The organism is Nesterenkonia halotolerans (genome assembly GCF_014874065.1).
GTDB lineage: Bacteria > Actinomycetota > Actinomycetes > Actinomycetales > Micrococcaceae > Nesterenkonia > Nesterenkonia halotolerans.
In genome coordinates this window covers 867,752-888,169 of record NZ_JADBEE010000001.1, presented here as the reverse complement: position 1 = coordinate 888,169, position 20,418 = coordinate 867,752, and the positions used below count along the sequence as shown (strand labels likewise).

At 67.6% G+C, this 20,418-nt stretch carries 17 protein-coding genes; 15 read left to right on the top strand and 2 right to left on the bottom strand.

Annotated features, from left to right (window positions below; genetic code table 11):
• Positions 1-86: 86 nt before the first annotated feature.
• The 12 genes from H4W26_RS04030 to dapF all read left to right on the top strand — a co-directional run bounded on the left by H4W26_RS04030 (position 87) and on the right by dapF (position 13,693).
• Positions 87-1,769: a ribonuclease J gene (locus H4W26_RS04030; protein ID WP_192590848.1), complete on the top strand. Its 1,683-nt coding sequence runs from the start codon at positions 87-89 to the stop codon at positions 1,767-1,769.
• A 154-nt stretch (positions 1,770-1,923) separates the two neighbouring features.
• Complete coding sequence (locus H4W26_RS04025; protein WP_192590847.1) at positions 1,924-5,247, top strand: DNA translocase FtsK; 3,324 nt, start codon at positions 1,924-1,926, stop codon at positions 5,245-5,247.
• A gap of 7 nt (positions 5,248-5,254) precedes the next feature.
• Positions 5,255-5,932: a CDP-diacylglycerol--glycerol-3-phosphate 3-phosphatidyltransferase gene (pgsA, locus tag H4W26_RS04020; protein ID WP_192590846.1), complete on the top strand. Its 678-nt coding sequence runs from the start codon at positions 5,255-5,257 to the stop codon at positions 5,930-5,932.
• Positions 5,925-6,578, top strand: a complete 654-nt coding sequence (locus H4W26_RS04015) for a CinA family protein (protein WP_225939586.1) — start codon at positions 5,925-5,927, stop codon at positions 6,576-6,578. The genes pgsA and H4W26_RS04015 overlap by 8 nt, the downstream gene beginning before the upstream one ends.
• 93 nt (positions 6,579-6,671) lie before the next feature.
• Complete coding sequence (locus H4W26_RS04010; RefSeq protein WP_192590845.1) at positions 6,672-7,118, top strand: helix-turn-helix domain-containing protein; 447 nt, start codon at positions 6,672-6,674, stop codon at positions 7,116-7,118.
• Between the two features lie 124 nt (positions 7,119-7,242).
• Positions 7,243-7,773, top strand: a complete 531-nt coding sequence (locus tag H4W26_RS04005; RefSeq protein WP_192590844.1) for a MarR family winged helix-turn-helix transcriptional regulator — start codon at positions 7,243-7,245, stop codon at positions 7,771-7,773.
• Positions 7,770-7,988: a DUF3046 domain-containing protein gene (locus H4W26_RS04000; RefSeq protein ID WP_192590843.1), complete on the top strand. Its 219-nt coding sequence runs from the start codon at positions 7,770-7,772 to the stop codon at positions 7,986-7,988. The genes H4W26_RS04005 and H4W26_RS04000 overlap by 4 nt, the downstream gene beginning before the upstream one ends.
• 263 nt (positions 7,989-8,251) lie before the next feature.
• Positions 8,252-9,295, top strand: coding sequence for a recombinase RecA (gene recA / locus H4W26_RS03995; protein WP_192590842.1), 1,044 nt, complete (start codon positions 8,252-8,254; stop codon positions 9,293-9,295).
• A 12-nt stretch (positions 9,296-9,307) separates the two neighbouring features.
• Positions 9,308-10,165 (top strand): regulatory protein RecX, encoded by an 858-nt coding sequence (locus H4W26_RS03990; RefSeq protein WP_192590841.1) that lies wholly within the window; start codon positions 9,308-9,310, stop codon positions 10,163-10,165.
• Between the two features lie 26 nt (positions 10,166-10,191).
• On the top strand, positions 10,192-11,733 hold the full coding sequence (gene miaB, locus H4W26_RS03985; RefSeq protein ID WP_378625974.1) for a tRNA (N6-isopentenyl adenosine(37)-C2)-methylthiotransferase MiaB: 1,542 nt from the start codon (positions 10,192-10,194) through the stop codon (positions 11,731-11,733).
• The gene (miaA, locus tag H4W26_RS03980; protein WP_192590839.1) at positions 11,733-12,644 is read left to right on the top strand and encodes a tRNA (adenosine(37)-N6)-dimethylallyltransferase MiaA; all 912 of its coding nucleotides are present in this window, start codon (positions 11,733-11,735) and stop codon (positions 12,642-12,644) included. The genes miaB and miaA overlap by 1 nt, the downstream gene beginning before the upstream one ends.
• A gap of 59 nt (positions 12,645-12,703) precedes the next feature.
• Complete coding sequence (gene dapF / locus H4W26_RS03975; RefSeq protein ID WP_192590838.1) at positions 12,704-13,693, top strand: diaminopimelate epimerase; 990 nt, start codon at positions 12,704-12,706, stop codon at positions 13,691-13,693.
• Between the two features lie 77 nt (positions 13,694-13,770).
• Here the strand turns inward: dapF and H4W26_RS03970 are convergent, their stop codons facing one another.
• A complete protein-coding gene (locus tag H4W26_RS03970; RefSeq protein WP_192590837.1) occupies positions 13,771-14,388 on the bottom strand; it encodes a class I SAM-dependent methyltransferase in 618 nt (205 codons plus the stop codon).
• A gap of 243 nt (positions 14,389-14,631) precedes the next feature.
• Between H4W26_RS03970 and hflX the strand changes: the two genes are divergently transcribed.
• Together hflX and H4W26_RS03960 are read left to right on the top strand one after the other, a co-directional pair.
• The gene (gene hflX, locus H4W26_RS03965; RefSeq protein WP_192590836.1) at positions 14,632-16,257 is read left to right on the top strand and encodes a GTPase HflX; all 1,626 of its coding nucleotides are present in this window, start codon (positions 14,632-14,634) and stop codon (positions 16,255-16,257) included.
• 2 nt (positions 16,258-16,259) lie between these two features.
• Positions 16,260-18,284: an ATP-dependent DNA helicase gene (locus tag H4W26_RS03960; RefSeq protein WP_318779760.1), complete on the top strand. Its 2,025-nt coding sequence runs from the start codon at positions 16,260-16,262 to the stop codon at positions 18,282-18,284.
• On the opposite strand, the gene H4W26_RS03955 is transcribed toward H4W26_RS03960, so the two are convergent.
• On the bottom strand, positions 18,281-19,096 hold the full coding sequence (locus H4W26_RS03955; RefSeq protein WP_192590835.1) for a M15 family metallopeptidase: 816 nt from the start codon (positions 19,094-19,096) through the stop codon (positions 18,281-18,283). The two genes, H4W26_RS03960 and H4W26_RS03955, sit on opposite strands and share 4 nt — an antisense overlap.
• Before the next feature lie 18 nt (positions 19,097-19,114).
• On the opposite strand from H4W26_RS03955, the gene H4W26_RS03950 reads away from it, so the two are divergent.
• Positions 19,115-20,395 (top strand): CapA family protein, encoded by a 1,281-nt coding sequence (locus tag H4W26_RS03950; protein WP_192590834.1) that lies wholly within the window; start codon positions 19,115-19,117, stop codon positions 20,393-20,395.
• The last annotated feature ends 23 nt before the right edge of the window (positions 20,396-20,418 follow it).

The following is a 20,418-nucleotide window of genomic DNA, read 5'->3' as shown; positions in this document are numbered from 1 at the left end:
CGCACCCCGGAGAGCCCACGGAGCAGACCATGAACGACCTACACAACGGACGCCCCGACAGGGACGTCTAGAGGAGGAACATCACCTTGGCAGCACAGCGCCTCATCACTCCACCGAAATTACGCCGCGGCACTCTGCGCACCGTCGCCCTGGGCGGCCTGGGGGAGGTCGGGCGCAACATGACGGTCTTCGAGATCGGCGGCAAGCTGCTGATCGTCGACTGTGGCGTCCTCTTCCCTGAAGAGGAGCAGCCCGGCGTGGACCTGATCCTTCCCGACTTCAGCTACATCGAGAACCGACTCGACGACGTCGTCGGTCTGGTCCTTACCCACGGCCACGAGGACCACATCGGAGCCGTGCCCTATCTGCTCCGCAAGAAGCCCGACATCCCGCTGATCGGCTCCACGCTGACGCTGGCCTTCATCGAGGCCAAGCTGGCCGAGCACCGGATCAAGCCCTACACGCTCGAGGTCAAAGAGGGCGATGTGGAGGACTTCGGTCCCTTCCAGTGCGAGTTCGTCGCGGTCAACCACTCCATCCCGGACGCACTGGCAGTGTTCATCCGCACCGAGGCCGGCACCGTCCTGCACACCGGTGACTTCAAGATGGACCAGCTCCCGATGGACGGCCGGATCACCGACCTGCGCCACTTCGCCAAGCTCGGCGAAGAGGGCGTGGACCTGTTCCTCACCGACTCCACCAACGCCGATGTCCCCGGGTTCACCACCCCGGAGAAGGAGATCGGTCCGACCCTGGACCAGCTCTTCGGCAACTCGAGCCGCCGCATCATCGTGGCGTCCTTCTCCTCCCACGTCCACCGCGTGCAGCAGGTGCTCAACGCCGCTCAGGCGCATAACCGCAAGGTGGCCTTCGTCGGCCGCTCCATGGTGCGCAATATGGGCATCGCCTCCAAGCTCGGCTTCCTGGACGTCCCCGAGGGCATCCTCGTGGACATGAAGAAGGTGGACAACTACCCGGACTCCGAGGTGGTCCTGATGTCCACCGGCTCCCAGGGCGAGCCCATGGCCGCGCTCTCCCGCATGGCCAACGGCGATCACCCCATCCAGGTGGGTCAGGACGACACCGTCATCCTCGCCTCCTCGCTGATCCCGGGCAATGAGAACGCAGTCTTCCGCGTGATCAATGGCCTGCTCAAGCTTGGCACCGATGTGATCCACAAGGGCACCGCAAAGGTCCACGTCTCCGGACACGCCTCTGCCGGTGAGCTGCTCTACTGCTACAACATCGTCAAGCCTAAGAACGTCATGCCGGTCCACGGCGAGACTCGCCACCTGATCGCCAACGGCAAGCTCGCCGAGGAGACCGGGGTTCCCAGCGACCGCGTGATCATGGCCGACGACGGCACCGTGGTGGACCTGCACAAGGGTGTGGCCCAGATCGTGGGCCAGGTCGAGTGCGGCTACGTCTACGTGGACGGCTCCTCCATCGGTGAGATCACCGACACCGACCTCAAGGACCGCCGCGTCCTGGGCGAAGAAGGCTTCATCTCCGTGGTCGTGGTGGTCAACCGGCAGACCGGCAAGATCATCTCCGGGCCCGACATCCACGCCCGCGGCGTGGCCGAGGAGGACCAGGTCTTCAAGGACATCAAGCCGAAGATCTCCCGCGCGCTCACCGAGGCGATCCAGGACAACAAGGAGCACACCACGCATCAGCTGCAGCAGATCGTGCGCCGCACCATGGGCTCCTGGGTGGCACGCAAGCTGCGCCGCAAGCCGATGATCGTCCCGGTGGTCGTCGAGACCTGATCGGTACGCGCCGCACCTGATCGGTACGCGCGCCGCGCAGCAGGCCCGCACGCGCCCTGCGTCGAGCCGCAGCACCTTTGGGCCCCGCAGTCAGCGGGGCCCAAAGGTGTGCCGATCGATGACCTGAGTCGGCATCGAGGGTAAGTTAGCCCCTATGGCGACACGTACTTCCCCCTCGCGAGCCGCCAGCACCAAAGGAAGCAAGCCTTCCAAAAGTGCGTCCGGCCGCGGGACGACGTCGAAGAATTCCTCCAACGAACCAGCAGAGTCCCCCAGCGGGAACCTGCTGGCCTCTGCTGCGCGCGGCCTCTGGCTGGCCCTGGCCACCCCGGTGGCCTCGGCGGTGCGGGGCATCGGACGGCAGGTGAAGATCCACCCCGAAGACCGCCGCGACGGCGCCGGGCTGGTCTTCTTCCTGCTGGCCCTGCTCACCGCGGTGGTGGACTGGTGGGGCGCGCGCGCCATCGACCACTGGACGTTCAACCTCGTCCACACCTCCACGGCCGGCACCTTCGGCTGGGCCTCGGTGATCCTGCCGCTGATCCTGCTGATCGCCGCCGTGCGCTATTTCCGCGCACCGCAGGATCACTCCGGCAACGCCCGGATCGCCGCGGGCAGCACCATCATCCTGGTCTCCGCCGCAGGAATCGTGCACCTGGCCAATGGCCTGCCCACGATCAACGAGGCCTTCACCGTGGGCCCCGACGGCACCTTCACCGCCCTGCTGACCTCGGGCGGCGTCGTCGGCTACCTGATCAGCGTGCCGCTGGCCTCGCTGGTCACCCCCTATCCGGTCTGGGCGCTGCTGATCCTGGCGCTGCTCGCCGGACTGCTGATCCTCACCGACACCCCGCTGCGCCGCGTGCCCGAGCGCGCCGCCGTGGCCAAGAGCTACCTGGTGGGGGAGCGCCGCGAAGTGGAGCAGGACCCGAACCTGCCCTCCGGCGGAGCCTCCCAGCAGCGCGACCCCTCCGAGCCCTCCAGCGCGAAGTCCGCGGCCCGGTCCGCTGGGAAGTCCCCCGACGACGACGCCGTGGCTCGCCCCCGCCGCTCAGCCCGCCATGCCGAGGATCCCGCCGCCGCCGAGGCCGGCACGAAGAAGTCGCTGCTCGCCAAGATCATGGGCACCAAGTCCGCAGACTCCGAGGCCGCGGATGCCGAGTCCTTCGGCAATGACCACTCCAGCGAGTCCGAGGCCCAGCGCGCCGCCGCCGGAGCCTATGAGGATCCGGTGACCGAGGAGGCCGCCGAGGAGTCCTTCGGCTCTCCCGCCGTGCCCGCCGGGGTGCGCCGCCCCACCGCCCAGGAGCTCGCCATCCAGCGCGCCCGGGAGAAGGCGGCACCGACCACCGAGACCCAGCCCACCGCCGCTGCAGGGGCAGCAGTGCCCTCCTCCGCGGCGCTGATGAACAACCCCGAGCGTGAAGCCCCGGCCCCGGCCGCAGCCATGCCGGTGCGTTCGGAGCAGCTCGCGCTCGGCGGAGACGTCACCTACACCCTCCCCGAGCAGGGTCTGCTGCCCTCGGGTCCGCCGGCCAAGGAACACACCGCGGCCAACGACGAGGTCGTCCATGCGTTGAACCAGACCTTCCAGCAGTTCAAGGTCGAGGCCCAGGTCACCGGGTTCTCGCGCGGCCCCACGGTCACCCGCTATGAGGTGGAGCTGGTCCCGGGCACCAAGGTGGAGAAGGTCACCGGACTGGAGAAGAACATCTCCCTGGCGGTGGCCTCCAACGAGGTCCGCATCCTCTCGCCGATCCCGGGCAAGTCCGCCATCGGCATCGAGATCCCGAACAAGGACAAGGAAGTCGTCGCCCTGGGCGACGTGCTGCGCTCCAACGCCGCACGCAAGACCGACCACCCGATGATCATGGGCGTGGGCAAAGACGTGGAGGGCGGCTTCGTGGTCGCCAACCTCGCCAAGATGCCGCACCTGCTGGTCGCCGGTGCCACCGGTGCCGGCAAATCGGCGTTCGTGAACTCCATGGTCACCTCCATCCTGATGCGTGCCACCCCGGACGAGGTCCGCCTGGTCATGGTGGACCCCAAGCGCGTGGAGCTCACCGCCTACGAGGGCGTCCCGCACCTGGTCACTCCGATCATCACCGACGCCAAGAAGGCCGCCGAGGCGCTGCAGTGGGTGGTCAAGGAGATGGACAACCGCTACGACGATCTCGCCCACTTCGGCTATAAGCACGTCGATGACTTCAACAAGGCGATCCGTGCGGGGAAGATCCAGCTGCCGCCGGACTCCAAGCGCGATCTGCGTCCTTATCCGTACCTGCTGGTCATCGTCGATGAGCTCGCCGACCTGATGATGGTCGCCCCGCGCGACGTCGAGGACTCGATCGTGCGCATCACCCAGCTGGCGCGTGCCGCCGGCATCCACCTGGTGCTGGCCACCCAGCGCCCCTCGGTGAACGTGGTCACTGGTCTGATCAAGGCCAACATCCCCTCCCGCATGGCCTTCGCGACCTCCTCCGCCACCGACTCCCGCGTCGTGCTGGACTCGGTCGGCGCGGAGAAGCTGCTGGGTCAGGGCGATGCGCTCTTCCTGCCGGCCGGACGCCCCAACGCGATGCGCGTGCAGGGCGCATGGGTCAACGACTCCGAGGTCCACGCGGTGGTCGAGCACGTGAAGTCCCAGCTCAAGGCCCAGTACCGCGAGGACGTGGTGCCGGAGAAGGTGTCGAAGAAGATCGACGAGGACATCGGAGACGACCTCGATGTGCTGCTGCAGGCCACCGAACTGGTGGTCACCACGCAGTTCGGCTCCACCTCCATGCTCCAGCGCAAGCTGCGCGTCGGCTTCGCCAAGGCTGGTCGCCTGATGGACCTCATGGAGTCCCGCGGCGTGGTCAGCGCCTCGGAAGGCTCCAAGGCCCGCGACGTGCTGGTCTCCCCGGAGGAGCTCCCCGGACTGCTCGCCACCATGCGCGGGGAAGAGCCCCGGGCGACGGCGCCCAGTGAGGCGGCACCCGAGGCCTACGACAACACCGGGATCGAGTACGAGCCCGGACAGTCCGTGCAGACCGCGCCCACCGGAGTCCTCGGCGCAGACCAGAGCGCCGCGGGCAGCAGCCACACGCCGGGATATGCGGCCTCCGCGCCCTCGGCGGGCCATTCGGCGCCTTCGGCGGGCACGTCTGCCCTCTCCGGGGCCTCCGCCCCCTCGGCCTCCTCAGCGGTGGAGTACGCGGCGTCCGGGCAGTCCGAACCCCGGTCGACTGAGTCGGTCTCCTCCGAACCCAGCGCCACCGGACCGGGTTCCGCTGAGCCCACACAGGCTGAGCCCACACAGACCGCGCCCACCCAGGCGGTCGGGGAGCGCCGCGTCAGCCGCGCTTCGCTCTCCAGTGCTGATCTGATCGCCCGCGATCTGGCCGAGCGCACTGCCGCGCTGCCCCAGGCGAACGACTATCATGACGGTCATGACTCCACATCCGGCGAGGATATGTGGGAATTGACCGGACGCTGAGAGGCCCATGACTGACACCCCCCGCGACACATCGGCGCAGACCGGACAGGCTCCGCTGCTGAACATCGCGAACATCTTGACCATGGTGCGCATCGCCCTGGTGCCCGTCTTCATCTGGTTCCTGCTTCTGGACTCCGAGGGCGAGCTCTTCGGCGGCGACGCCGAGCCGACCAACGGCGGCTGGCGCTGGGCCGCCGCAGTCATCTTCGCCCTGGCGGTGCTGACGGACAAGATCGACGGCGACCTGGCTCGTGCGCGCAATCTGGTCACCGACTTCGGCAAGATCGCCGACCCCATCGCGGACAAGCTGCTGATCGGCGCGGGCCTGATCATGCTGTCCCTGCTCTCCGAGCTTCCCTGGTGGGTCACGATCGTGATCTTGGTCCGCGAACTGGGAGTCACCGTGCTGCGCATGGCGGTGATCCGCTACGGGGTCATGCCCGCCTCCCGCGGCGGCAAGCTCAAGACCGTGCTGCAGTCCGCTGGCCTGCAGCTGATGCTGCTGCCGCTGGTGGTGCTCGCCGGCTGGCTGGCCGACGTCGCGTTCTGGATCATGATCCTCGCCCTGGTCGTCACGGTGATCACCGGCGTGGACTACCTCATCTCAGCGCTGAAGATGCGGCGCAGCGTGCGCGCTTCCCGCGCGAGCGGAACCGGAGCGCCCCACCGGGACGCCCATGGGTGAGGTCTCCAGCGAGGACCTGCTGCGCTCCAGGGATGCCGGCATGCTGGCTCGTGAGGCCCAGCGCACCACCGTCCCGACCGCGATCATCCAGACCCTGGGGCACCGGGGCGCGACCCTGGCCACCGCGGAGTCGCTGACCGCTGGCGGCCTCTCCTCGCGGATCGCCGAGGTTCCCGGGACCTCGGTGGCTCTGCTGGGAGGCGTCGTCGCCTACTCCAGTGCCGTAAAACGTCATGTGCTCGGGGTCGACGCCGAGCTGCTGGCCGAGTGCGGAGCCGTCGATCCGGATGTCGCGGCAGCCATGGCCCGCGGAGCAGCTTCATGCACCGGCGCCGACATCGGGATCTCGACCACCGGAGTGGCCGGCCCGGAGCCCCACGAGGGCAAGGAGGTCGGGACCGTCTATCTTGGCCTGGCCTGCAGAAAGACCCAGGCGCAACGCCTCGGGCTGAGTCTTCCCGCCGGATGCGTTCCCCCGCAGGCCGGGCTGAGCGCCGCGGATGCCGAGGAATGGCTCTCCGGCTCGCTGCTGCTCGACCTCGAGGGGGACCGCGAACAGATCCGCGACGCTTCGGTCGAGGGCGCCCTGAAACTGATCGAGGACTTTCTTCTCACCGTTCCTCCGGGGATCGGCGATCGGGACTAGAGTGGAGACAGAGGACCTGCAGCCGCACCGGGAAGAAAACACCTGCGAAGACCGTTGACCACAGGTGGAACATACCGAAAGAGGAGTGAGTCCATGGTGAGACAACCAGTCACTGTCAACGGGGTGACCCGTTGGAAAGATATGGACGTTGACGGCGTCGCCGCCACCGAGACCCGAGAGTCCAAAGGCGTGATCCTGCGCCAGGAGATCGGCGACGTCCTGCGCAGCATCCGCCAGGCAGAAGGCCGCACCCTGCGCGACGTGTCCCACGATGCGCGAGTGTCGCTGGGATACCTCTCCGAGGTCGAACGCGGACAGAAGGAAGCCTCTTCGGAGCTGCTGGCCTCTATCTGCTCGGCGCTCGATGTCCCGCTCTCCACGATGCTCTCCCAGGTCGCAGAGCGCATCGCCAACGCTGAAGGGCTGCACGTGCCCGACACCGTGCCCACCGAATTCCAGCGCGAGTTCGGCGGCGGAGTGGTTCCCGACCGGGTGCCCGACAACATGACGCGCGAAGAGCTTGCACGCAGCGGTTCCTGACGCTCCGTGGTGACTGCCTGGCCTGATCTGCAGTGACCACAGTTCTCACCGAAGCGAGCAAGGGAGGGTCCCCCTCTGGGGTGGCCCTCCCTTGCCGTGTCATTACTGTCTTAGACTGAGCTGCATGGAAAGCCTTGATCGTCGCGCCAAAGTCCATGAACTCGAGCAGGAGTTCAACAGACTCTTCGTCCGGCGCCGGTTCAACGCGCTGCAGCTTGCCCGGCAGATCGACCCGGAGATCGAGCCAGCCTCGTACTCGGTCCTGGCCACGCTGCAGCAGATGGGCCCACAGCGGATGACGGCGATCGCTCGGCATCTGGGCATCGGCAAGCCCACCCTCTCGCGTCAGCTGAGCACCCTCGAGGCCCGCGGGTTCGTCGAGAAGGCCACCGACCCGGACGATGGACGCGCGCAGATGGTCTCGCTCACCGAGGAAGGACGCAGTCGACTCGAGTCCGCCCAGGGGGATCGAGCCGAGCGCTACCTGCAGATGCTGCAGCCCTGGGAGGAGCAGGAGATCAACCTGCTCTCCGGACTGCTGGCGAAGCTGAACCGCACCTATACCGAGTTCGACGCCGAGAACGACCCGGCCCTGGGCAACGGGTCGGCGGAGCACCAGGCCGCGAAGACCCAAGCGAACGAGGGAGATTCATGAGAGAAAGTCGATTCTGGTTCCTCATGGAGGGAGAGTTCGGCGCCGGCTACGCTCATGTCCTTGCCGACTCTCTGGTCCTCAGCGAATACCAGAAGACGGCGAAGGCGGCCCTGGAATCCGGGGTCAGCCCGCGCGACGTCTGGGAAGCGGTCTGTGATCAGCAGGACGTGCCCGTGGATCGGCGGCTGGGCCGCGATATCGCACCCAAGCCGTGAAGGATCCAGTCCACGTCGCGGGCGCACCGGCCTGTGCGGTGAAGGACCCGGTCTGTGCAGTGGAGACCCCGGAACTTTTCGGCGGAGACACGCGGGTCGCAGTCGAAGATATGTTCGATCCGATGCGTTAGAGTTTTCCCCAGAAGGCCCGGACGGCGGGGTGGAGCTCGATTGAGTGCACAGGCCCCCTGGTGCACGCGGGCATGTCAGAGGGTCCGCCTAATCTGGCACCACATACCAACAACGAATCATCGAGGTGAATCATGGCAGTGAGCCAGGATCGTGAAAAGGCGCTCGAAGCAGCGCTGGCCCAGATCGACAAGCAGTACGGCAAGGGTTCGGTCATGCGTCTGGGTGACGACACCCGCGCGCCGATCGAGACCATCCCGACCTCCTCGATCGCCATGGATGCGGCACTCGGCATCGGTGGCTTCCCCCGCGGTCGCGTGGTGGAGATCTATGGACCCGAGTCCTCGGGCAAGACCACGGTCGCCCTGCACGCGGTGGCCAATGCGCAGAAGATGGGCGGCATCGCCGCCTTCATCGACGCGGAGCACGCCCTGGACCCGGTGTATGCGCAGAAGCTCGGCGTGGACACCGATGCACTCCTGGTGTCCCAGCCAGACACCGGTGAGCAGGCCCTGGAGATCATGGACATGCTGGTCTCCTCCGGGTCCATCGACATCGTGGTCATCGACTCCGTGGCGGCCCTGGTGCCCCGTGCGGAGATCGAGGGCGAGATGGGTGACTCCCACGTGGGCCTGCAGGCACGTCTGATGTCACAGGCGCTGCGCAAGATCGCAGGACGGCTCTCCCAGACCAAGACCACCGCCATCTTCATCAACCAGCTGCGTGAGAAGATCGGCGTCTTCTTCGGCTCCCCGGAGACCACCTCGGGCGGCAAGGCGCTGAAGTTCTACGCCTCGGTCCGCGTGGATGTGCGTCGCATCGAGACCCTGAAAGAGGGCACCAACGCGGTGGGCAACCGCACCCGCGCCAAGATCGTGAAGAACAAGATGGCTCCGCCGTTCAAGCAGGCCGAGTTCGACATCATCTACGGCGAGGGAATCTCCCGCGAGGGAGGACTCATCGACGTGGGCGTGGAGAACGGCCTGGTCAAGAAGTCCGGCGCCTGGTTCACCTATGACGGTGACCAGCTCGGGCAGGGTAAGGAGAAGGCCCGCACCTTCCTCAAGGACAACCCTGACCTTGCCGATGAGATCGAGCGCCGCATCCGCGAGAAGCTCGGCCTGATCTCTCCGCTGGAGGAAGAGGGCGGTCCCGCACTGAAGGCGGTCGACGCCTGATAGGAGGTCTCCATGGGTGACCAGCAGCAGACCATCAACGCGCTGCGCGAGGCCTTGACTCGCATCGAGGAACGAGACCCGGACGCTCCGGTGCCGGACTTCCTCGATGTGAGCAAGCCCGCGGGGGAGTTCCCCGAGGACGCGAGCCCGGAGAGCGCACCTTCCGCCGCGGAAGGATCCAGCTCGGAGGCCCTCGCCGCGGGAGGATCGGCTCCTGGGCTGACGCCGGGCAGCGAGAACCTCGGCGGCGAGTCCTCCCGCACGGAGGTTCCCGATCTCTCTGCGGACCGCGTGGATTCCGAGCCCTTGAGCACGGAAGACCAGGACGATGCCGAGGAGGTGGCAGGTGACCTCGAGGCGCTGAGTCCTGAGCAGCAGTATGAGAAGGCGCGCACCGTGGTGCTGCGCAAGCTCACCGGGTCGCCCAAGACCCGGCAGCAGCTGGCCACGGCGCTGACTGAGAAGGAGTTCTCCTCCGAGGTCATCACCCGGGTCCTGGATCGCATGGAGGAAGTCCATCTGATCAATGACGCCGAGTTCTCCCGAACCTGGGTGCGGGGGCGTCACGAGATCAAAAACCTGGGCAAGTCGGCGCTGCGCCGCGAACTGCGCGAGAAGGGCGTCAGCGAACCTGACACGGAGCAGGCACTGGAGCAGCTCAGTGACGAGGATGAGCTCGCGGCCGCACGTGAGCTGGTTGAGCGCAAGCTGCGAGACAAGCCGGTCCCCGCCGGCTCAGGGCCTGAGGAGCGGGCCGAACGGGACAAGATCACCCGGCGCCTCGTTTCCATGCTGGCCCGACGCGGCCATGCCCCCGGAACAGCCTTCCAGATCGTGCGCGAGGTGCTCGACGAACGCGCCAGCGCGTAGAATTCTCAGCGATGACTGATGTAGTGATGGACCGCGCCGATGCCACCGCCCTGCACCCTGCGACCGCAGAGACCCCGGCGGTGAAGGCCCGCACCTACGAGGTGCGCACCTTCGGCTGCCAGATGAACGTCCATGACTCAGAGCGCATGTCCGGTCTGCTTGAGGAAGCCGGGTACACGTCTGCCTCAAGCGACGCGACCCCCGATCTGGTGGTCTTCAACACCTGTGCGGTGCGGGAGAACGCGGACAACAAGCTCTACGGCAACCTCGGCATGCTGCGCCAGACCAAGGCCAAGCACGAGGGCATGCAGATCGCCGTCGGCGGCTGCCTCGCCCAGAAGGACCAGGACACGGTCCTCGCCAAAGCTCCATGGGTCGATGTCGTCTTCGGCACCCACAACATCGGCTCGCTGCCCACGTTGCTTGAACGCTCGCGCCACAATGCCGAGGCGGAGCTCGAGATCCTCGAATCTCTGGAGACCTTCCCCTCCACTCTTCCGACCAAGCGCGAATCGGTGCACTCCGGCTGGGTCTCGATCTCGGTGGGCTGCAACAACACCTGCACCTTCTGCATCGTTCCCTCGCTGCGCGGCAAAGAACGTGACCGGCGCCCGGGCGAGATCCTCGCCGAGGTCCGTGCACTGGTGGCTGACGGTGCGGTGGAGGTGACCCTGCTGGGGCAGAACGTGAACACCTATGGCGTGGAGTTCGGCGACCGCGGCGCCTTCGCCAAACTGCTGCGCGCCTGCGGAGAGATCCAGGGCCTGGAGCGAGTGCGCTTCACCAGCCCGCACCCGGCCTCCTTCACCGATGACGTCATTGATGCCATGGCCGAGACGCCCAACGTCATGCCACAGCTGCACATGCCGCTGCAGTCGGGCTCCGACAAGGTGCTCAAGGACATGCGCCGCTCCTACCGGTCCAAGAAGTTCCTCGGCATCCTGGACAAGGTGCGTGAGCGCATGCCCCATGCTGCGGTGACCACCGACATCATCGTCGGCTTCCCCGGCGAGACGGAAGAGGATTTCCTGGAGACCATGCGCGTGGTCGAAGCTTCACGATTCTCCTCGGCCTACACCTTCCAGTACTCTCCGCGGGCAGGAACTCCCGCCGCCACCATGGAGGACCAGATCCCCAAGGCCGTCGTGCAGGAACGCTTCGAGCGGCTCTGCGCCCTCCAGGACCGCATCTGCGCCGAGGAGAACGCCACGCTGCTGGGCACCTCCCAGGAACTCCTGGTGACTGCAGACTCCGGAGCCAAATCCGCGGAGACAGGCCGCCTCTCGGGGCGTGCGCCCGACAACCGGCTCGTGCACTTCTCCGTTCCGGCCGGGGAGCCCGCGCCGCGTCCGGGGGACTTCGTCACGGTGACCATCACCAAGGCCGCAGGCTTCCACCTGCTTGCGGACCCGAGCGGCGCCGAGGACTACCGGCTGCGCCGTTCTCCGGCGGGTGACGCCTGGGACCGTTGGCAGGCAGACTCCTGCGGAGTCGGCACCACACAGGTGAGCGGCTCCAGCGCGGCAGCAGTGTCGCTGGGAATGCCCACCCTTCGCGTCGGACCCTGATGACACCGCTGGTCGTCATCGTCGGGCCCACCGCCTCCGGCAAGTCTGCGCTGGGGATCGAGCTGGCGCGTCGGCTGGACGGGGAGATCATCAACGCCGACTCCATGCAGCTCTACCGGGGCATGGATATCGGCACGGCCAAGGTGACCCCCGCGGAAACAGGTGAGATTCCGCATCATCTCCTCGACGTGCTCGAGGTGACCAGCGAAGCCTCCGTGGCAGCGTTCCAGGAGCAGGCACGTCAGATCGTCGAGCAGATCCGCTCCCGAGGACGGACCCCGATCATGGTGGGCGGTTCCGGGCTCTACGTGCGGGCCGCCATCGACGTCATCGAGTTCCCGCCCACCGATCCTCAGCTGCGCACCCGGCTCACCGAACGCCTCCAAGAAGAGGGCGCCGCCGCCCTGCGACTGGAGCTGCGTGCAGCCGATCCGGAGTCAGCCGCCGTCATCAAGGATGATCGTCGGCTTGTGCGCGCTCTGGAAGTGGTCCAGCTGACCGGACGCACGTTCTCCTCCTTCATGCCGCAGCGCACCTATGAACCAAGTCTTGGTCCCGTGGTGCAGCTGGGCCTCGACGTGGACCGAGCCCTGCTGCATGAGCGCATCGCCTTGCGGGTGCAGCAGATGGCCGAGCAGGGCATGCTGCAGGAGGTGCAGGCGCTGGAAGCCGCGGGGCTGCGGGAGGGCAGGACTGCTTCGCGCGCCATCGGGTACCAGCAGTTCCTTCAGGTTCTTGACGGGCAGATCGACCAAGCTGAAGCCGTGGAGTCCACCACTGTTGCCACCCGAAAGTTCGCCCGACGCCAGGAGACCTGGTTCCGTGCGGATCCACGCGTCAGCTGGCTGAGTGCTCCGTCGGAGCACCTCACCGATGCCGCCCTGGAAGCGATCGGCGCTGCCGGGCGTTGAAGACCATGAGACGACGCAGGGATCTGCGTCCCTCGTACGAGCGATGAAGTCTTGAAGCTATGAAGGAGAACTGCGTGGCCCACCACCTCACCGGCCTCGATGCGCTTGCCGGCATCATCGTCACCAAGGCCCATGCCACCGGCAACGACTTCGTGATGCTCGCGGATCCTGCCGGTGAGCATGAGCTCGAAGCCCACCAGGTCGCCGCGCTGTGCGACCGGCACCTCGGGATCGGCGGTGACGGCGTGATCCGTGCCGTGCCGGCCCACCAGGTCTTCGGTGACGCCTCAGTCTCCAGGATGCTCGCCGAGGATCCCGAGCTGACCAGCACCGAAGACGCTCCGCTGTGGTTCATGGACTACCGCAACGGAGACGGGTCGATCGCTGAGATGTGCGGCAATGGTGTCCGCGCCTTCGCCCATTTCCTCATCGCGGAGGACCTGGTGCAGCTCTCCGAGGGTCAGGAGCTTCCGGTGCTGACCCGTGCGGGGCTGCGCAGCGTGCGGAAGGTGCCCGAGGGCTACGCGATCGGGATGGGCGTCTGGTCCTTCATCGACCCTGAGCTCGCCTCGTCCAATGCCTCCGATTCACTGGTGATCGCCTCCGGACTCGACGAGCCCCGGCCTGCGCTGAGCATCTCGATGGGCAATCCGCACACCGTCGTCGCCCTTGGTGACACTGATGTGCTCGAAGGCCTCAATCTGCATGAGGAGCCCAAGGTCGATCCCGTGCCGCCCCATGGAACCAATGTGGAGTTCGTCGTCCCGGCGGACCCGCTGGTGAGCACGGACGAGGCGGGCGAGCCGGTGGGGCGGGTGAGGATGCGAGTGCATGAGCGCGGGGTGGGGGAGACCATGTCCTGCGGCACCGGGGCTTGCGCGGCCGCAGCAGCGGTGCGCGTCTGGGCCTCGGATGACTCGGTCACCGCCTGGAAGGTCGACGTGCCCGGAGGGCAGGTCACGGTCCGCTTCACCGCCCGGCCCGACGGCGCCGAAGATGTCGAACTCGCCGGCCCCGCCGAGCTGGTGCTCCGCGGCACGCTGAGCTGAGCCGCCGAACTCTTGAGACGCTGAGCGCCAGAGCCGTCGAGGCCGCTGAGCCGTGAATCCGCTGAGCCGCGAGTCCGCTAGCTCCGGGCGATGCGCAGCAGTCGGAAGCCCTTGGAGGTCTCCGCGCGGTCGCTGCGGAACTCACCCGCCGCACCGCCCAGCATCTCGCCGATCCAGCCCAGCAGCGAGTCTGCGCCAAGGTTCTTCTGCACCACGAGCCACGCCGCGCCGCCGGGCTGCAGGCGTGGCAGCCAGTGCTCGAGCAGGTCGTGCAAGGCCTGTTTGCCCACCCTGATCGGGGGATTGGACCAGATGGTGTCGAAGTGCAGGTCTGAGGGGATGTCCTCGGGAGCCATCACCCGCACATTGCTCAGTCCCAGCGCCGCGGCGTTCTCCGCGCACAGGGTCCGTGAGCGTTCGTTGACATCCACTGCCCAGACGGTCGCCTCCGGGGAGCGCATCGCCAGCACCAGCGCGATGGGACCCCAGCCGCAGCCGATGTCCAGCAGGTTGCCCGTCGCTGCAGGATCCGGAGCGTGCTTGAGCAGCACCGCAGTGCCCTTGTCCACACCCTCCGGGGAGAAGATCCCGCCCGCGGTGTTGACCGCGACGGGACGTCCGTCGAGCGTCACCTCCACTCGGCGACGCGTGAAGGGGCCCTCGGGAGAGGCGGAGAAATAATGCTGGGAGCTCACAGGGTGAATCGTAGTAGACTTGTCCCCATGTGGATTCACCTGACGTACTCCCGCCCTCGCGGTTGAGTCACCCCTCACCAGCCCGCCGGACGTCTGTGCCGGCGATGGAAGTCATCCACATCCTCGAACAAGTCCCGCAGCGTATCCACAGGGGCCCCGCACACTTACTCGTGTCCGTGGCTGAACGTAGGATGGATACCCACAGCGGGCAGGGCCAGCCCGAAAACTGGTCCTAAGGAGATCATGACCAAGCAGAACCACACGCCAGAACCCTCAAGCGAGACCCCCGACGAGCAGGCAGCGCAGGACAACGTGCAGTCCTCGGTGGATGCCACCATCGAACGCATCCTCGCCGCTGACCGAGCACGCGAGGAAGCCCCGGCACGCACCACCCGGTTCGAGGCCGAGCCGGACTTCAAGCGCCGCGGCATCCTGGGTGAACAGGCACGCGAGCTCGCTCAGGACACCTCCCACTCCGACTCAGAGGGGGAGAACTACGATCTGCTCGAACGGCGCTCCCTGCGCCGCGTCGACGGACTCTCCACCGAGCTCGAAGACGTCTCCGAAGTCGAGTACCGGCAGCTTCGACTCGAACGCGTGGTCCTCGCCGGCCTCTGGGGCGAGGGAACGGTCGCCGAGGCGGAATACTCGCTGCGCGAGCTCTCGGCCCTGGCCGAGACCGCCGGATCCACCGTCCTGGATGGCTTCCTGCAGCGCCGGGCCAAGCCCGACCCGGGCACCTTCTTCGGCTCCGGCAAGGCCGAGGAGATCCGCGAAGCTGTGGCCGAGCTCGGCGCCGACACCGTGGTGGTGGACTCCGAGCTGGCGCCCTCCCAGCGCCGCGGCCTGGAGGACATCGTCAAGGTCAAGGTCATCGACCGCACCGGCCTGATCCTGGACATCTTCGCCCAGCACGCCAAGTCCCGCGAGGGCAAGGCCCAGGTCGAGCTCGCCCAGATGGAATACATGCTTCCGCGTCTGCGTGGCTGGGGCGAGTCGCTCTCCCGCCAGGCTGGTGGCCAGGTCGGCGGCGCCGGCGCCGGGATCGGATCCCGCGGTCCCGGTGAGACCAAGATCGAGCTCGACCGCCGACGCATCAACAAGCGGATGGCGAAGCTGCGCCGCGACATCACGGCCATGAAGCCCGCCCGCGACGCCAAGCGTGCCAATCGCAAGCGCAATGCGGTGCCCTCGGTGGCCATCGCCGGATATACCAACGCCGGCAAATCCTCACTGCTGAACCGGCTCACCGACGCCGGAGTGATGGTGGAGAACGCCCTCTTCGCCACCCTGGATCCGACCACGCGCAAGGCGGTCACCCCCGACGGCATCGGCTACACGCTCTCGGACACGGTGGGTTTCGTCCGGCAGCTGCCGACTCAGCTCATCGAAGCCTTCCGCTCCACGCTGGAGGAGGTCGCCGACGCTGACCTCATCCTGCATGTGGTCGACGCTTCGCACCCCGAGCCGGAGGGCCAGATCCGCGCCGTGCGCACGGTGCTGGCCGAGGTGGACGCCCACGAGGTGGACGAGATCATCGTGCTGAACAAGGCCGACCTCGCCGACTGGGACGTGGTGGAGCGAATTCGCCGGCGCGAACCGCACACGATCGTGGTCTCGGCGCACACCGGGGAGGGGATCGAGGAGCTCCGCGAGCTGATCAGCAACTCCATCCCGCGGCCCAGCGTGCCGCTGGATCTCATGGTCCCCTACGCCCAGGGCGATGTCGTCTCCCGGCTGCATGCCGAGGACGCCGAGATCCTCTCCACGGAGTACCTCGAGGAAGGCACCTTGCTGAAGGTCCTGGTCCGCCGCGAACTGGTGGCAGACCTCTCGGAGTACCAGGTCCAGCCCGAGCCGAAGGCTTGAGCGTGCCCACCACCCGGTCCACCGGGTACCGGGAGACCACCGAGCTGCTCGGGCGGGCGGTCAGCGCCATGGGCGGTGTCGAGCGTCCCGGGCAGGTGACCATGGCCGAACACGTCGCCATGGCCCTGCGCAAGCGCCGGCACCTGCTGGTCCAGGCCGGCACCGGCACGGGCAAGTCCCTGGCCTACCTGGTGCCGGCCGTGGTCCACGCGCTGGACGCCGAGAAGCCCGTGCTGATCTCCACCGCCACGCTGGCTCTGCAGGCTCAGATCATGGGCCGGGACCTGCCGCGGCTGTTGGAGAACATCGCCGATCACGTGGACCGACCGGTCGACGTCGCGCTGGTCAAGGGTCGCTCGAACTATGTGTGCAAGCACAAGATCGACGGCGGCTTCCCCGAGGACGACGACGAGCAGGCCCTCTTCTCCTTCGCCGATGAGCCCACCGGCGGGGCCGCGCTGGAGCCCGGTTCGCAGCTGGGCCGGGAGATCGTCACCCTGCGCGAATGGGCCGAGGTCACCGAGACCGGTGACCGCGATGATCTGCCCACGGGGGTCACCGACCGCGCCTGGCGGCACGTCTCGGTCAACGCCGTGGACTGCATCGGTGCCCGCAAATGCCCCATGGCGGCCGAGTGCTTCTCCGAACGCGCCCGCGAGAAGGCCAAGGACGCGGACCTGGTCGTCACCAACCACGCGATGCTCGCCATCGATGCCTTCGAGGGGCTCGATGTGCTGCCCGATCACGATGCGGTCATCGTCGATGAGGCCCATGAGCTCGCGGACCGCGTCACCTCTGCCGTCACTGCGCAGCTCTCCGCCCAGATGATCAAGGCCGCCGCCTCCTCGGCGCGCCGGCATACGGCGATCAACGTGGAGGCGCTGCAGAGCGCTGGCACGGCGGTGGAGGCCGCCTTCCACCGCGTGGACTCGGGACTGCTGGCCCGCGGGCTGAACCCGCAGCAGCGTGAGGCCGTGGAGCTGGCCCGCAACGCGGCGCGCACCGCGCTCTCGGATTCCAAGCCCTCCGGCGACGGCGAGGCGGATCCCGGTCGGAGCACGGCCCGGTCCCGCATGCAGGCCGTGCTGGAGACAGCCAACCGCATCCTGGAGTCTCCAGAGACCCCGGACGTCGTGTGGCTCAACCGGCAGGGATCCTTCGTCCCGGGACGCGGCTATCAGGAGGCCGACCTGGAGGAGCCGCCGATCATCTACGTGGCTCCCACCTCGGTGGCCGGACGGCTGCGCGAAGGACTCTTCGGAGACCGCACGGTCATCCTCACCTCTGCGACCCTGACCATCGGCGACAGTTTCGACCCGGTGGCGGGTGCGCTCGGTCTGGCCGGAGAGAAGGCCCCCGCCTGGGATGCCGTGGATGTGGGAAGTCCGTTCGACTATCCCAAACAAGGCGTGCTCTACGTCGCCAAGCACCTGCCAGCACCCTCGATGAACACCGCCCAGGCTCAGCGCGATGAACTCGCCGGGCTCATCGAGGCCTCCCGTGGGGCCACCCTGGCGCTGTTCTCCTCGCGCCGTGCCGCCGAGGACGCCGCCGAAGACCTCCGCCAGCGTCTCGACGTCCCGATCCTCTGCCAGGGCGACTCCACGATGTCGGCGCTGGTGCGCGAATTCGCTGAGGATGAGGAGACCTGCCTCTTCGGGACCATGAGCCTCTGGCAGGGAGTCGACGTCCCGGGACGGGCCTGCCGGCTCGTGGCCATCGATCGCATTCCTTTCCCGCGCCCGGACGATCCGCTGCTCAGTGCGCGCAGCCAGGAGGTGGCGAAGAACGGCGGCAACGGCTTCATGCAGGTCGCCGCCACCCACGCGGCGACCCGACTGGCTCAGGGTGCCGGTCGGCTGATCCGCACCTCTGACGACAAGGGCGTGCTGGCGATCCTCGATTCACGTCTGGCCACCGCGCGCTATGGCGGCTTCCTCAAGCGTTCCATGCCCGACTTCTGGCCCACCGTCAACGGCGATCTCGCCCGCGGTGCGCTGAGCCGATTGGCCGACCTGGAGCGCTAGTCCGGCGCGGAAGACTCCGCGTAGTCCGGCACGGAGGACTCCGCGTCGTCGGGCTCGTAGGATTCCGCATAGTCCGGGGCCGGCGACCGGTCCCAGAACTCTTCCAGAGTGAGTCCGCTCTCGTGGACCTCTTGTGCGGTCTCCGTGCCGAGGTAGCGAAGATGCCAGGGCTCGTAGGCGAAGCCCGTGATCGCCTCGGCCCCTTCCGGGTAGCGGATGATGAAGCCAGACTCATACGCATGATCCGCCAGCCATCGTCCCTGCTCAGAGTCGCCGAAGCAGGGGTGCAGATAGCACTCCCGGTCCTGCAGGTCGGCCACGTCCACGGCCAGGCCGGTCTGGTGCTCGGAATGCCCCGGCCGCGCGCTGACCCGGTCCGCAGCCTCAGGGCCGTCCTCGAGGCGTCGCTGCTCATACAGCGTCTCCTGGAAGTCCCCGTCGCGGTACGCGGTGGTCGCCCAGAGATCGATCCCCTCCTCGGCCGCCGCCGCATGGAGCTCTTCATAGGCTCCGGCGGCCTCCTCGCGCAGGGGAGCGTCGGCGAACTCGTGAGGCGCGTCCACGTTGCGCAGGTCATCGGGCGCGTAGTCCCGGGGACTCAGCGGATTCTGCTTGTTCACCAGCACATGGACGGAGTCGGGGCTCTCCTGCGCTGGCGCGGGCTCCCGTTCCAGCTCGGTGGGGACCTCTGACGTGGAGCTTTCCTGGGGTCCCGCGTCCGGGGATTCATCGTCGCCCGATACCATCAACAGGAGAGTCACGCAGGCGGCCACCGCCAGGATGCGCGTCAGGAGAACGTTACGGGTAGCCACGCTAGGAGATCGTAGACGATGGCGGATGCACAGAGCGCCAGGGGCTCGGTCCCCGTGTTCCTCAGCTGGGTGCTGGCAGCGGCGCTCGCACTCTCCGGCTGCGCCAACGCCGACGGCGGCAATCGTAACGGCGACGACGCCGCGGACGAACTGTCAGCGGCCGAAGAGCCGGCGCCTGGAGAATCCGCGTCCGATCAGTTCACCATCGCGGCCACCGGCGACGTGCTCCTCCATGACAACATCCTCGACGAGGCCGCTGAGCTCGCCGATGGGCAGGACTACTCGTTCGCGCCGCTGATGAGCGGAGTCGAAGATCTCATCGACGGTGCCGATCTTGCGCTGTGCGGACTGGAGGTGCCGATCGCACCGCGAGGCGTGGACCCGGTCGGATACCCGGTCTTCGCCGCCCCGGCAGAGATCGCCGCCGATCTCGCTGAGGTCGGATTCGACGGCTGCTCCACCGCGAACAACCATTCCTTCGACCAGGGGACGGACGGTCAGGAACGCACGCTCGAGGTCCTCGACGAGGCCGGACTCGGACATGCAGGCACTGCGCGCACCCCGGCCGAAGCTGCCCAGCCCCAGCTCTACAGGCTGGAACGTGGTGGCAGGGAGGTGACCGTGGCGCATCTGGCCACGACGATGCTCCACAACCAGGGGTACCCACCTCCGGAGGATGAGCCGTGGCGAGTCTCCGATGTCGGCCCCGAGGAGCTCACCACGCAGGCGGCCCGAGCGCGTGAGGAGGGTGCCGACGTCGTCGTCGCCTCGGTGCACTGGGGTGAGGAGTACACCGACGCGCCCGCGGAAGCGCAGCGGGACTACGGTGAGCAGCTCGCGGTCGGGGGCGAGATCGACGCGGTCTTCGGCAGCCACCCACACACGCCCCAGCCGGTGGAACGCCTCGACGGAGGCCCGGCGGAGGAGGGCATGTGGCTGGTGTGGTCCATGGGGAACTTCCTCTCCAACCAGGACGAGGCCTGCTGCGCCCCAGAGGCCGCCAGCGGTACGGTCGCCTACGCCACTGTGGAGGTCGACGACGACGGCGCCCGGGTCAGCTCCATGGACTGGCTGCCGGTGACCGTCGACAGGGGCCCGACCGACGAGGAGCCACACCGGGGGATCTGGCCGCTGCGTGAACTCGCTGAGGAGGACGTTCCCGCCGAGGTTGAACTCAGCGAGGAGACCATTGCCGACCGGTGGTCGGGAATCCTCGACGTGATGACGGACCGGGACCTCCGGGAGCAGCCGCCCTCGTCCACCGGGGACGCGTCCGTGGTGGTCCCGCGCAGCGGGTAGGGGAGACCTCGCTCAGAGGCTGC